12 protein-coding genes and 1 pseudogene are annotated in these 13,299 nt (G+C 68.7%); 3 read left to right on the top strand and 10 right to left on the bottom strand.

All coding sequences use genetic code 11. The features are described from left to right. Nucleotides 1–107: 107 nt before the first annotated feature. Nucleotides 108–401, bottom strand: a pseudogene (locus tag QM774_RS04615) (6-phosphogluconolactonase); the annotation flags it as partial. On the opposite strand from QM774_RS04615, the gene QM774_RS04610 reads away from it, so the two are divergent. Further along, nucleotides 400–1,338: an IS481 family transposase gene (locus QM774_RS04610; protein WP_414974760.1), complete on the top strand. Its 939-nt coding sequence runs from the start codon at nt 400–402 to the stop codon at nt 1,336–1,338. The pseudogene QM774_RS04615 and the gene QM774_RS04610 sit on opposite strands and share 2 nt — an antisense overlap. A gap of 125 nt (nt 1,339–1,463) precedes the next feature. Here QM774_RS04610 and pgl read toward each other — a convergent pair whose 3' ends face one another. The 5 genes from pgl to tkt all read right to left on the bottom strand — a co-directional run bounded on the left by pgl (nt 1,464) and on the right by tkt (nt 7,947). Next, nucleotides 1,464–2,186, bottom strand: coding sequence for a 6-phosphogluconolactonase (gene pgl, locus QM774_RS04605; protein ID WP_414974759.1), 723 nt, complete (start codon nt 2,184–2,186; stop codon nt 1,464–1,466). Beyond that, entirely contained in the window at nt 2,186–3,091 is a 906-nt protein-coding gene (locus tag QM774_RS04600; protein ID WP_414974758.1) for a glucose-6-phosphate dehydrogenase assembly protein OpcA, read from the bottom strand. The genes pgl and QM774_RS04600 overlap by 1 nt, the downstream gene beginning before the upstream one ends. Before the next feature lie 10 nt (nt 3,092–3,101). After that, nucleotides 3,102–4,583 (bottom strand): glucose-6-phosphate dehydrogenase, encoded by a 1,482-nt coding sequence (zwf, locus tag QM774_RS04595; protein WP_414976593.1) that lies wholly within the window; start codon nt 4,581–4,583, stop codon nt 3,102–3,104. A 106-nt stretch (nt 4,584–4,689) separates the two neighbouring features. Next, nucleotides 4,690–5,802, bottom strand: coding sequence for a transaldolase (tal, locus tag QM774_RS04590; protein WP_414974757.1), 1,113 nt, complete (start codon nt 5,800–5,802; stop codon nt 4,690–4,692). A 45-nt stretch (nt 5,803–5,847) separates the two neighbouring features. Continuing rightward, a complete protein-coding gene (tkt, locus tag QM774_RS04585) occupies nt 5,848–7,947 on the bottom strand; it encodes a transketolase (protein ID WP_414974756.1) in 2,100 nt (699 codons plus the stop codon). Nucleotides 7,948–8,124: 177 nt separating this feature from the next. Here tkt and QM774_RS04580 point away from each other — a divergent pair, with 177 nt between their 5' ends. Then, nucleotides 8,125–9,126: a heme o synthase gene (locus tag QM774_RS04580; protein ID WP_414974755.1), complete on the top strand. Its 1,002-nt coding sequence runs from the start codon at nt 8,125–8,127 to the stop codon at nt 9,124–9,126. A 22-nt stretch (nt 9,127–9,148) separates the two neighbouring features. On the opposite strand, the gene QM774_RS04575 is transcribed toward QM774_RS04580, so the two are convergent. Then, nucleotides 9,149–10,117, bottom strand: a complete 969-nt coding sequence (locus tag QM774_RS04575) for a quinone oxidoreductase family protein (RefSeq protein WP_414974754.1) — start codon at nt 10,115–10,117, stop codon at nt 9,149–9,151. A gap of 104 nt (nt 10,118–10,221) precedes the next feature. On the opposite strand from QM774_RS04575, the gene QM774_RS04570 reads away from it, so the two are divergent. Further along, complete coding sequence (locus tag QM774_RS04570; RefSeq protein ID WP_414974753.1) at nt 10,222–10,620, top strand: hypothetical protein; 399 nt, start codon at nt 10,222–10,224, stop codon at nt 10,618–10,620. 24 nt (nt 10,621–10,644) lie between these two features. Here the strand turns inward: QM774_RS04570 and QM774_RS04565 are convergent, their stop codons facing one another. The 3 genes from QM774_RS04565 to QM774_RS04555 are packed head-to-tail and all read right to left on the bottom strand — an operon-like array spanning nt 10,645 to nt 13,299. Next, on the bottom strand, nt 10,645–11,556 hold the full coding sequence (locus tag QM774_RS04565; RefSeq protein ID WP_414974752.1) for a COX15/CtaA family protein: 912 nt from the start codon (nt 11,554–11,556) through the stop codon (nt 10,645–10,647). A gap of 22 nt (nt 11,557–11,578) precedes the next feature. Further along, nucleotides 11,579–12,364 (bottom strand): ABC transporter permease, encoded by a 786-nt coding sequence (locus QM774_RS04560; protein ID WP_414974751.1) that lies wholly within the window; start codon nt 12,362–12,364, stop codon nt 11,579–11,581. Then, nucleotides 12,361–13,299 (bottom strand): ABC transporter ATP-binding protein, encoded by a 939-nt coding sequence (locus tag QM774_RS04555; RefSeq protein WP_414974750.1) that lies wholly within the window; start codon nt 13,297–13,299, stop codon nt 12,361–12,363. Before QM774_RS04555 ends, QM774_RS04560 begins: the two co-directional genes overlap by 4 nt.

The following is a 13,299-nucleotide window of genomic DNA, read 5'->3' as shown; positions in this document are numbered from 1 at the left end:
GCTAGCGCGCTCTCGCTTCGAACGGACACACCGTGCTCGCTTCGACAGGCTCAACGAGCGTTGCACGGCTGCACGCTCCTTGAGCTTGTCGAAAGGAGCCGAAGCGACTAGCGCAGCAGGCTCGCCGATTCCCGGTCGAGGAACCAGACGGTGCGCTCGGTGCCGTGCGCTCCGGCGCACGGCCAGTCGTCGCGAGAGGCCCCGGCGTGGGCTGCGGCCACCGCTTCAGCCTTCGCCTCGCCGGTGGCCAGGAACCACACTTCGCGGGACCGGTCGATCACCGGGAAGGTGAGCGAGATGCGCCGCGGCGGCGGCTTCGGCGAGTCGGTCACCGCCACCACCTCTAAAACTGACGGACGTTGTTGACAGTTGGGTCTTCCGGATGGGAAGGAAGACTGCATGACATCATCTGAACGCGATCTCGAGCGCCGAGCCAAGCACAAGCTGGCCGTGCTGCGTCATGCCGAGGAGGTCTCCGGCAGCGTCGCAGCCACGTGCCGCTACTACGGGATCTCGAGGACCTGCTTCTACAAGTGGCATCGCCGCTACGAAGAAGAAGGCTTCGAGGGGCTCAAGGACCGCTCCAGCGTCCCTCACCACCAGCCGAACAAGACCGACCCGGAGGTGATCGAGAAGATCCTCTGGCTGCGCCAGCAGTATCACTTCGGCCCCCATCGGATCTCGATGTACCTGAAGCGGTACCACGACATCACGATCAGCCCGTCCGGGGTCTGGCGGATCCTCAACAAGGTCGGGCTGAGCCGGCTGCCGGCATCGCAACGCTACAAACGCACCCAGACCCGGTGGAAACGCTACGAGAAGCAACGCCCCGGCCACCAGCTCCAGGTCGACGTGAAGTTCATCGAACCGCTGGGCCAGAGGGGGAAGAAGAAGCGTTACTACCAGTACACCGCGATTGACGACTGCACCCGCATCCGGGTGCTGCGCGCCTACCCGCGCAACGACCAGAAAATCGCGATCCAGTTCATAGACCACGTACTCTCCAAGCTGCCGTTCCAGGTCGAGCAGGTGCAGACCGACAACGGGCAGGAGTTCGGCCAAGCGTTCCACTGGCATCTGCTCGACAAGGGCATCAACCACGTCAAGATCCGACCCCGCACACCACGCTTGAACGGAAAGGTGGAGCGATCTCACCGGATCGATTCCGAAGAGTTCTACCGGCTCCTCGAAGGCGAGGTCATCGACGACGCCAACCTGTTCGCCGAACGACTCCAGCAATGGGAAGACCATTACAACTACGATCGACCACACGGCGCCCTCGGCGGGCAAACACCCTACGAACGACTCAAAGCCAAAGCACGAGACCCCCTGTCATAGGCCTCCGTCAGTTGCACAGCTAGCGCGCTCTCGCTTCGAACGGACACACCGTGCTCGCTTCGACAGGCTCAACGAGCGTTGCACGGCTGCACGCTCCTTGAGCTTGTCGAAAGGAGCCGAAGCGACTAGCGCAGCAGGCTCGCCGATTCCCGGTCGAGGAACCAGACGGTGCGCTCGGTGCCGTGCGCTCCGGCGCACGGCCAGTCGTCGCGAGAGGCCCCGGCGTGGGCTGCGGCCACCGCTTCAGCCTTCGCCTCGCCGGTGGCCAGGAACCACACTTCGCGGGACCGGTCGATCACCGGGAAGGTGAGCGAGATGCGCCGCGGCGGCGGCTTCGGCGAGTCGGTCACCGCCACCACCGGTGACGACCGCTCGGCAGTGGCCGCCGTGTGCGGGAACAGCGAGTTGATGTGTCCTTCCGGCCCCATGCCGAGAAGGTGGACGTCGAACACCGTGTGATCGCCGATCAGGTCGCGGTACGCCGCGGCCGCAGCCTCGATGTCGTCGCCGAACGCGCCGTCGCTGGCGGCCATCGGATGGACCCGTGCCGGATCGACCGGCACGTGGTCGAGCAGGGCGTCGCGGGCCTGTCCCTCGTTGCGTTCGGGATCGTCGGCCGGCACGAACCGTTCGTCGCCCCAATACAGGTCCACGCGCTGCCAGTCGATTCCCGGCCGGTCCGCGAGTGTGCGGAGCAGCGCGATGCCGACGGTCCCGCCGGTGAGCGCGATCGTGGCGGTGCCGCGCGCGTCCTGCGCGCGGCGGACGGCGTCGGCGAACCGGGCCGCCGCGGTGGCGGTGAGGACGTCGGCGTCGTCGAAGACCAGGGTCTCGAGTTCGCCGCCCATCACTTCTCCCGCTTGAGACCGGACAGGCCGAGCAGGGCCTGGTGGTAGATCTCGTCGCCTTCGAGGCGCCGGAGCTCCTCGGCGAGACATTCGGCGGTGGTGCGGCGCTGGAACGGTGCGCGACCGTCCGGGTGCCCGGTGCTGCGCAGCACGCCGCCCTGACTGTCGACGGTCATCTCCAGTTCGCCGTCCGAGCGGGTCAGCACGATCGCCCAGTCGCCGGTCGTGCGGGTGACCGGCACCTTCAGCTCCTTGTGCAGCCAGCCGCCGAACAGGTCGATTCCCGGATTGTCGGCCGGTCCCTGCACGAGCGCCGAGGTCACCTTGGTGTGCGGCGGACGGTCCATCGCGGAGGCGAGCATGGCGCGCCACGGCGTGATCGACGACCATGCGAGGTCGGTGTCACCGGTCGAGTAGCCCTTGCGGCGAGACTCCAGGAAGTCGGCGGGCTTGGCGGCCGCACGCGCATCGGTGATGCGGCGGGTCGCGAGGCTGCCGAGCCGGTCCTGTGCCGGCTTGTCGGGCGCATCGCCGGGCCACCAGGTGACGACGGGCGTGTCCGGCAGCAGGAACGGGGTCACGACGGCATGCGCGTGATCGGCGAGTTTGCCTTCCATCGCGAGCACCACGACCTCCGAGGCGCCGGCGTCACCGCCGACACGGATCTGGGCGTCGAGCTTCGACTTGTGGCGCCGGTCGCCGCGCGTCACCACGATCACGCGGCAGGGATGTTCACGACTCGCGTCGTTGGATGCGGCGACGGCGGCCTCGGCCTCGTCGCCCGGTGCCACATCGATGATCAGGGTCAGCACGCGGCCGATGGTGATCTCGCCACCGCGGCTGCGCATGCGGACCAGTTTCTTGCTGACCTCCTGGGTGGAGGTATCGGGAAGATCGACGATCATCGCAGCCTCCTCACGGCCGTCGCCAGGCGCGCCCGGTGCGCGCCATCATCTGGTCGGCGGACTTCGGGCCCCAGGTGCCGGCCTCGTACTTCTCCGGCTTGCCGGAGGATGCCCACTGGTCGAGCACGGGATCGAGGATCTGCCAGCTGAGCTCGACCTCCTCGTTGACCGGGAACAGCGACGGCTCGCCCAGCAGAACGTCCAGCAGGAGTCGTTCGTAGGCTTCCGGCGAGCTCACGGTGAAGGCCTCGCCGTAGCTGAAGTCCATGTTGACGTCGCGGACCTCCATGCTGGTGCCGGGCACCTTCGAGCCGAAACGCAGGGTGACGCCCTCGTCGGGCTGGATCCGGATGACCAGCGCGTTCTGGCCGAGCTCCTGGGTCATGGAGTCGTCGAACGGCAGGTGCGGGGCCCGCTTGAAGACCAGCGCGATCTCGGTGACGCGGCGGCCCAGCCGCTTGCCGGTCCGCAGATAGAAGGGCACCCCGGCCCATCGGCGGGTGTCCACTTCGACGGCGATCGCGGCGAAGGTCTCGGTGGTCGACGTGGGGGAGAAGCCCTCGTCCAGCAGGCCGACGACCTCCTCGGAGCCCTGCCAGCCCGGACCGTACTGGCCGCGGGCGGAGTTCTCCGGGATCGGTTCGATGTTGCGCACCGACGAGAGCACCTTGATCTTCTCGGTCTGCAACTGGTGCGAGGAGAACGAGATCGGCTCCTCCATCGCGACCAGCGCGAGGAGCTGCAGCAGGTGGTTCTGGATCACGTCGCGGGCGGCGCCGATGCCGTCGTAGTAGCCGGCGCGACCGCCCAGGCCGATGTCCTCGGCCATGGTGATCTGGACGTGGTCGATGCTCTGGGCGTTCCAGACCGGCTCGAACAGCTGGTTGGCGAAGCGCAACGCGAGGATGTTCTGAACGGTCTCCTTGCCGAGGTAGTGATCGATGCGGAACACCGACTCCTCGGGAAAGACGCTGTTGACGAGGGCGTTGAGCTCCTTCGCCGATTCGAGGTCGTGTCCGAACGGCTTCTCGATGACCACGCGCCGCCACGAATCGGGGCCGGTCGGCTCGGCCATGTCAGTGCGGCGCAGTTGGTTGAGAACCGTCGGAAACGCCTTCGGCGGGATCGCCAGATAGAACGCGTAGTTGCCGTCGGTGCCCCGCTCGTGGTCGAGGGCCGTGAGGGTCTCGTTCAGGGTGTCGAAGGCGGCGTCGTCCTCGAAGGAGCCCTCCACGAAGCGGATGCCCTTGGCCAGGCGATTCCACATCTCCTCACGGAACCCCGTGCGGCAGTTCTCCTTGACGGCTTCCTTCACCGTGGCGGCGAAGTCCTCGTGACTCCATTCGCGGCGGGCGAAGCCGACCAGCGCGAAGCTCGGCGGCAGCAGACCGCGATTGGCCAGGTCGTACACGGCGGGCATCAGCTTCCGGCGCGACAGATCGCCTGTCACACCGAAGATCACCAGCGCCGACGGCCCGGCGATCTGCGGCAGCCGCCGATCGTTCGGATCACGGAGCGGATTGGTCCACGCGGCCTTGCTGTTCTTCGGCGCTGAGGTTTTCGACCCTGGGGTGGTCTTCGACGTTGCGGCCACGGCTTCAGGCACCGCCGAGCTGGGCGGAGGTCGCGGTGAGCAGCTCGTCCCAGGCCACCTGGAACTTGTCCACGCCTTCGTTCTCCAGGACCTCGAAGACGTCCGGCAGATCGACTCCGACGGCCGTGAGCGAGTCGAACACCTCCCGGGACGGGCCCTCCTGGCCGACGATCGACTCGGTGTCGACCCAGCCGTGGTCGGCGAAGGCGTCCATGGTCTTGCCCGGCATGGTGTTCACCGTGTCGGGTGCGACCAGTTCGCTGACGTAGAGGGTGTCGGGGTAGTCGGGGTTCTTGGTGCCGGTGGACGCCCACAGCGGCCGCTGGGCACGCGCGCCGTGCGCCGCGAGGTCGGGGAAGCGGACCTCCTTCTGGAAGGTCTCCTGGTAGGCGGCGTATGCCAGACGGGCGTTGGCCAGCCCGGCCTTGCCGCGCAGTGCCAGGGCCTCCGGAGTGCCGATCTTCTCCAGCCGGGCGTCGATCTCGGTGTCCACGCGCGAGACGAAGAACGACGCGACCGACTCGATCGTGCCGATGTCGTGACCGTTGCGCAGCGCCTGATCCAGGCCGTCCAGGTAGGCGTCCATCACCTCCCGGTAGCGGTCCACCGAGAAGATCAGGGTCACGTTGACGCTGATGCCCTCGGCGAGCACGCGGGCGATCGCCGGAATGCCGGCCTTGGTCGCCGGAATCTTGATGAGTGCGTTCGGGCGGTCCACCAGTTTCCACAGCGCGATCGCCTGATCGACGGTCTCGTCGGTCTTGTGCGCCAGCCGCGGATCGACCTCGATCGACACGCGTCCGTCCACACCGTCGGTGGCGTCGAAGACGGGCGCGAACACGTCGCACGCCGACCGGACGTCGTCGGTGGTGATCGCGGTGATGACGGCGTCCACGTCGGCGCCCTGCTTGGCGAGCTCGGCGATCTGATCGTCGTAGGTGTCGGCCTTGGCGATCGAGTTCTGGAAGATCGCCGGATTGGTCGTCACGCCGCTGACCGAATGGGTGTCGATCTGCTCCTGCAGGCCGCCCGAGGCGATCAGGTCACGGGACAGGTCGTCGAGCCACACCGAGACGCCGGCCTCGGAGAGTTCAGCGAGCTTCGGATTCTGGGCCATGGGTCGTCTCCTCGGTGATGTCCGGTGGGGTGTCTGCCGTGAACGCTACTTGCCGAGGAGCCGCTTCGCGGCCGCTGTGACCGCGTCGGCGGTGATGCCGAACTTCTCGTACAGCGTCTGGTACGGCGCGGACGCGCCGAAGTGCTCGAGGGACACGATCTCGCCGGGCGCCGTGCTGATGCCGGCGCCGCCGTTGACGATGCGGTACCAGGACATGGCGATGCCGGCCTCGACGGCGACGCGGGGAACGCCGGCCGGCAGGACGTCGTCGCGGTACGACTGGTCCTGCTCGTCGAACCATTCGACGCATGGCATCGAGACCACGCGGGCGGCGATGTTCTGCTCGGCCAGCGCGGCGCGGGCCTCGACGGCCAGCGACACCTCGGAGCCGGTGCCGATCAGCACGACGTCCGGCGTGCCGTCGGTGTCGGCGAGCACATAGCCACCCTTGCTGACACCGTCGACGGAGGTGCCCTCCAGAACCGGCACGTTCTGCCGGGTCAGGGCCAACGCGACCGGACGGTCGCGGCGACCGAGCAGTTCACGCCAGGCGTGCGCCGTCTCGTTGGCGTCGGCGGGACGCACCACGTCGAGGTTGGGGATGGCGCGCAGCGCGGCGAGGTGCTCCACCGGCTGGTGGGTGGGGCCGTCCTCACCGAGGCCGATCGAGTCGTGGGTCCACACGTAGACCGGGTCGATCTCCATCAGCGCGGCGAGGCGCACCGCCGGACGCATGTAGTCGGCGAACTGCAGGAACGTGCCGCCGTAGGCGCGGGTGGGGCCGTGCAGCACGATGCCGTTGAGGATGGCGCCCATCGCATGCTCGCGGATGCCGAAGTGCAGGGTGCGACCGTACGGCTCGGCACTCCAGGTGGAGGTGCTGATCGAGGTCGGGCCGAACGACGGCTGGCCGGGCATGGTCGTGTTGTTCGAGCCGGCCAGGTCGGCCGAGCCGCCCCACAGTTCCGGCAGCACATCGGCGAGCGCCTCGAGCACCTTGCCCGACGCCGAACGCGTCGCCAGGTCCTTGTCGCCGACCTTCCAGGCCGGCAGCGAGTCGGCCCAGCCGTTCGGAAGGGTGTGGCTCTGCAGACGGTCGAACAGGTGCTTCCGGTCCGGATTCGCCGACGCCCAGGCGTCGAACGCGGTCTGCCACTGGGCACGGGCGTTCTTGGCGCGGTCGCCGAGTTCGCGGGTGTGGGCGATGACCTCGTCGGACACCTCGAAGCTCTTGTCGGGGTCGAAGCCGAGGATCTCCTTGGTCTTGGCGACCTCTTCGACACCGAGCGCACTGCCGTGCGAGGCGCCGGTGTTCATCTTGTCCGGTGCCGGCCACGCGATGATGGTGCGGAGAAGGATGATCGACGGCTTGTCGGTGACGGCCTTGGCCGCCTCGATCGCCTGCTCGATGGCGACGACGTCTTCGCCGCCCTCCACCTTCTGCACGTGCCAGCCGTACGCCTCGTAGCGTGCGGCGGTGTCCTCGGTGAGGGCGATGTGCGTGTCGTCCTCGATGGAGATGTGGTTCTGGTCGTAGAAGACGATCAGATTGCCGAGCTGCTGGGTGCCGGCGAGCGACGACGCCTCGGAGGTGACGCCCTCTTCGATGTCGCCGTCGGAGGCGATCACGTAGATCTCGTGATCGAACGGGCTCTGGCCGGGCGCGGCGTCCGGATCGAACAGGCCGCGCTCGCGGCGGGATGCCATCGCCATGCCGACGGCCGAGGCGAGACCCTGGCCGAGGGGGCCGGTGGTGATCTCCACGCCCTTGGTGTGGTGGTACTCCGGATGGCCCGGCGTGAGCGAGCCCCAGGTGCGCAGCGCCTTGAGGTCGTCGAGCTCGAGACCGAAACCGCCGAGGTACAGCTGGATGTACTGGGTGAGGCTCGAATGGCCGCACGACAGGACGAAGCGGTCGCGGCCGACCCATTCGGGGTCGGCGGGGTCGTGGCGCATCACGCGCTGGTACAGCGTGTAGGCCAGCGGGGCGAGGCTCATGGCCGTGCCCGGGTGGCCGCTGCCGCAGTGCTGGACCGCGTCCGCGGCCAGCAGCCGGGCGGTGTCGACGGCCCGGCTGTCGACGGCCGTCCAATCGGAGGGGTAGACCTGCTTGGTCAGCTCGCGAATCTCGTCTGTATCGGCCACGATCGGGAAGACTCCTGTGTATTGAGGCGTGCGGTGTCTCCAGCCTAGCGGCCCGGATTCGGGTGTGGGGACCGGGAGGGATACCATCGTGGACGAGCAGCGGCCCCGCTCGAGGAACCCGGGATCGTCCCCGGCGTGTTCGGTGTCCGGCGGCCTGCGGATTAAGGAGACCGGACGTTGAAGATCGGGGAAAGCGTGAACTCACGCGCTTCCGTCGGCGGCGACTCGCCGCAGACTCCGGTTTCCGGCTCCGATGCCGCTCCCGCCACGGGTGCGGCACGGGTCAAGGCCACTCTTCTGGCCTACATCGCGCTCACCAAACCCCGCGTGATCGAGTTGCTGCTGGTGTCCACCATCCCGGTGATGCTGCAGGCCCACCGCGGTCACGTCGACATCGGACTGATCCTGATCACGGTGGTCGGCGGCTGGATGGGCGCCGCGAGCGCCAACAGCCTGAACATGGTGGCCGACGCCGACATCGACCAGAAGATGAAGCGGACCCAGCGCCGTCCGCTGGCCCGTCACGCCGTTCCGGTGCGCAACGCACTGATCTTCGGTGTGGTGCTGGCCGTCGCGTCGTTCCTGGTCCTGTACTTCGGTACGGGTGACAAGTGGCTGCCGCCGGTCCTGGTCATGATCACGATCGCCTTCTACGTCGGCGTGTACACGCTGATCCTGAAGCGCCGCACCTGGCAGAACGTGATCTGGGGCGGCGCAGCGGGCTGCATGCCGGCCCTCGTCGGCTGGGCCGCCGTGACCGGCGATCTGAGCTGGCAGCCGGTCGTGATGTTCCTGGTGGTGTTCTTCTGGACGCCGCCGCACACCTGGGCACTGGCGATGCGCTACCGCGAGGACTACCGCGCCGCCGGCGTCCCCATGCTGCCGGTGATCGCCTCCGACGAGAAGGTCACCAAGCAGATCCTCGTCTACACGGTGCTCACCGTCATCACCTCACTGTTCCTGATCCCGGTGACCAGCTGGATCTACCTGTCGGTGGCCCTCCTGTCGGGCGCCTGGTTCACCTGGTGCGTGGTGAAGCTGTACGTGCAGACCCGCCGCGGCGCGGAAGTGAAGCCGCTCAAGATCTTCCTGCAGTCCAACGAGTACCTCGCGCTGCTGTTCTGCGGTCTGGCCGTCGACGCCGTGCTCGATCTGCCGACCATCGCGTCCTACTTCTGACCTTCTGCGGGGCGATCGAGGATCACCCCGGCAGCAGGACGGTGGTGCCCGTGGTCCGGCGGGCCTCGAGGTCGCGGTGCGCCCGCTCGGCGTCGACGAGCCGGTACGCCTGCCCGACGGTGACGGTGACCGAACCGTCGGCGAGAGCCCCCAGATAGTCGCCGGCCCGCCAGGCGAGCTCGTCGGGTGCAGCGATGAAGTGGGCGAGCGTCGGCCGGGTGACCGACAGCGATCCGAGCGCGTTGAGCCGTTGCAGATCGAACGGCGGCACCGGACCGCTGGCCGCACCGAACAGCACGACCGTCCCGCGGATCGCGGTGGCGGCGAGGGACTGTTCGAAGGTGGCTGCACCGACACCGTCGTAGACGACCGGAACCCCGAGTCCGCCGATCAGGTCGCGCACACGAGCGGCGAGGTCGTCCCCGTACCGCAGCACTTCGGCGGCGCCCGCCGCACGCGAGAGCGCCTCCTTGCGGTCGTCGGAGACGGTCGTGATGACGCGCAGGCCCCGGGCGACCGCGAGTTGCGTCAGGATCGATCCCACCCCGCCGGCACCCGCGTGCAGCAGGATCGTGTCACCCGATACGGGGTGGGCACTGCCGTCCAGGAGATAGTGGGCGGTCAGTCCGCGCAGCAGGGATGAGCCGGCGACCTCGTCGCTCACCCCGTCCGGCACCGCGACCGCCCGGGCGGCCGGAACGACCGCGAGATCGGCGTATCCGCCCGGCACATCGCACCAGGCCACCCGATCACCGACCGCATGGGTCGTGACGGCGTCCCCGACGGCCACCACCTCACCGGCACCCTCCAGGCCCGGCACGTAGGGGAGTGGACGCGGGTACATCCCGGCGCGGAAGTAGGTGTCGATGAAGTTCACTCCGGCGGCCCGGACGGCGACCAGCAGATCACCGGGTCCCGGTACCGGATCGGGCAGTGTGGCGGGGACCAGGACGTCCGGCCCGCCCGTCGAGGTGACGGTGATCGCATGCATGCCTCGAGTCTCGCACGCGGTACGGTCTCGGCTCCGCCGGCGGCACGACGCTCCCTGGAGAAGGTGGCTCCGCTGTTCTCCGGCGACTCGGTATCATCGAAGCCATGAGCGAAGAGACCGCGACCCCGACCGTGACCGACGACGCTCCGGTGACCGCGCCGGCGACCGCCCCGGTGCCCGCCGACGTCGTGTCGTCGATCCGCAAGTACGTGGCTTCCGAAGGAGGCAGCGCCAAGGCGGTCCTGCAGCCCATCGGCGAGGCCGGTGTCCGCATCACGCTGGTCGGCGGCCAGGACGGAGCGCTCGGCGACCGGGTGGTTCCCACGCTGGAACAGGCCAAGGCCGTCGTGGCCGAGGTGGACGGTCTCGAGGAGGCCGACGAATGGGATCGCTCGCTGACCTCCACGGTGAGCGTGGCGCCGTCGCACTGGCGCAAGATGGCCGGCTGGGTCGCCGGTCAGAAGCGCTTCCCGCGACCGCGTAACCGCAAGATCCTCGACTGACGCGAATCCTCGACCGGCCCGGTCTCAGTCGGTCAGTTCGATCGTGCGCGCCGCGCCGCGCGCACTGAACAGCAGCCAGCTTGCTCCGATCATCAGGAGCGAGGCGCCGAACATGTGCAGGATCACCAGAACCATCGGCAGGTGCGTGGCGTACTGGATGTAGCCGATCAGACCCTGCAGAAGCACGATGCCGCCGAAGATCAGTGCCGCGCGCTTCATGGCGAGTCCGGCGATCACGGCGAGCAGGATGAGGGCGAAAGCCGCGCCGACGAGAGTCCACACCGCATCGGCGTGCAACTGGCTCGCGTTCGCCGGATCCAGCGAGTTGCGGTGCGCCTTCTCGTCACCGGCGTGCGGTCCGGCTCCCGTGACGACCGTACCGAGGTAGATCGTCACCCAGGTGACCGCGTAGACGGTCCAGGCCAGAGCCACCGCGAGCCGGGCCGGCACCGTCGTCGCGTCGCCCCGGTCGAGCGGCTCGGGCCGGGTGCGGAACACCAGCCACGTCGCCAGCGAGATGATCCCGATGGTGGCGAGGAAGTGCAGTGACACGACCCACGGGTTGAGGTTCGTAAGGACCGTGACGCCGCCGATCACCGCCTGCAGCGGAATGCCGAGCGCGACGACGGTCGCCAGACGGCGTGCGGTGCGATCGACGGGCCGATAGCGCATGGCCGCCACCCACGTGGCGATCGCGATGACCGCGAGGACGAAGGTCAGTGTGCGATTGCCGAACTCGATCACGCCGTGGTAGCTGAGCGGCGGGGTGTACTTGCCGCCGCCGCACTGCGGCCACGTCGGACAGCCGAGCCCGGACCCGGTGAGGCGCACGGCGCCGCCGGTCACCACGAGCAGCACGTTGGCCGCCAGATTCGCGATCGCCCAGCGGTACAGGAACGTCAGCGTGGGAGCGCGGAACCCGAACCAGCCCGACATCGTCGACGAACCACTGCGTGTGTCATTCAAACTTGAACCACCTGACGGCGAGCACGCTGCCGACAGCGGCCCAGATGAGCAGGACGACGACGCCGAACACGTCGAACGACGATTCGGCGGCGCGGGTCAGCGCCTCGGTGAGCGCGCCGGACGGCGTGCACCGGGCGAAGGTGCGGACGGCGCCGGGGACGTGTTCGTCGAAGACGACGAGCCCGGAGAAGGCGAGCAGGACGAACCAGATGAGGTTGCCGAGCGCGAGGACCACCTCGGCCTTCATCGTCCCGCCGAGCAGCAGGCCCAGGGAGGCGAAGGTGATGGTGCCCAGCGCGATGATCACGACACCCATCGCCAGGCCGGCGATCGACGGCCGCCAGCCGAAGGCGAAGCCCAGGCCACCGATGATCAGCATCTGCAGCGCGACCACTCCGACGACGGCGAGGGACTTCCCGGCGATGAGGCCCCATCGCGGGATCGGGGTGGCGCCGAGCCGCTTGAGGGCCCCGTAACGACGGTCGAAGCCGACGGCGATGGCCTGCCCGGTGAAGGCGGTCGACATGATCGCCACCGCCATGATCGCGGGCACGAAGGTGGCGGCCCGGTCGGCGGTGGTGTCGCCGAGCGGTGTGCTCAGCGGGAGCAGGCACAGTCCGACCAGCATGGTGATCGGGATGAACATGGTGAGCAGCAGCTGCTCGCCGTTGCGGAGAAGAAGTGTCAGCTCCATCCGGGTCTGTGCGGCCACCATCGCGCCGACCGAGGCGGGCCGGGGGGCGGGAGTGAACGTGCCGGGTGCGAAGCGGGCGGTCATGAGCGCACCTCTCGCCCGGTCAGTTTCAGGAAGACGTCCTCGAGACTGTCGCTCGCTGCGCTGATCTCGGTCGCCAGGACATCCTGTTCGGCGCACCAGTTCGCCACCGTGGACACCAGGGCGGGGGTGAGGTCCCCGGTGACCGTGTAGGTGCCGGGGGACACCGCGACGCAGTCGTAGCCGGCGCCCAGTGCCTGCCCGAGCGCGGCCGGATCGATCGGCGAGGCCGTGACGATGCGCAGCTTCTCGTGGTCGTGGGCTCGGGTCAGGTCGGCAGGCGTGCCGGCGGCGGCGACGCGTCCGTGGTCGATGATCACGATCTGATCGGCGAGCTGTTCGGCCTCGTCGAGCAGATGGGTGGTCACCAGGACCGAGACGCCGTCGGCGCGCAGACTGGAGATCAGGTCCCACACCAGCAGCCGGGCGTGAGCGTCGAGGCCGGCGGTCGGCTCGTCCAGGAAGACGAGTTCGGGACGGCCGACGAGCGCGCAGGCGAGAGCCAGACGCTGCTGCTGGCCGCCGGACAGCCGGCGGTACGACGTGCCGGCCGCGTCGGACAGGCCCAGGACGTCCAGCAGCCAGCCCGGATCCAGCGGGTCGGCGCTGTAGGAGGCGCAGAGCCGAAGCATCTCCCCGGCCTTGGCGCCCGGGTAGGCGCCGCCGCCCTGCAGCATGACCCCGATCCGTTCCCGGAGACGGTCGTTGTCGGCGATCGGATCGAGGCCGAGGACACGGACCGTGCCGTCGTCGGGAGCGGTGAAGCCTTCGCAGATCTCGACGGTGGTGGTCTTGCCGGCGCCGTTCGGGCCGAGCAGCGCGAGCACCTCGCCGCGGGGCAGAGTGAGGTCCAGGCCGTCGACCGCGGTCACGTCGCCGAAGCGTTTGACCAGTCCGTCGACCGCGACGGCGGGGACGGGATCGGTCGCGGAATGCAC

This window comes from Gordonia sp. (in: high G+C Gram-positive bacteria), from assembly GCF_047600565.1.
Classification (GTDB): Bacteria; Actinomycetota; Actinomycetes; order Mycobacteriales; family Mycobacteriaceae; genus Gordonia.
The sequence above is the reverse complement of the archived record's forward strand: the minus strand, read 5'-3'. Positions and strand labels throughout refer to the sequence as shown.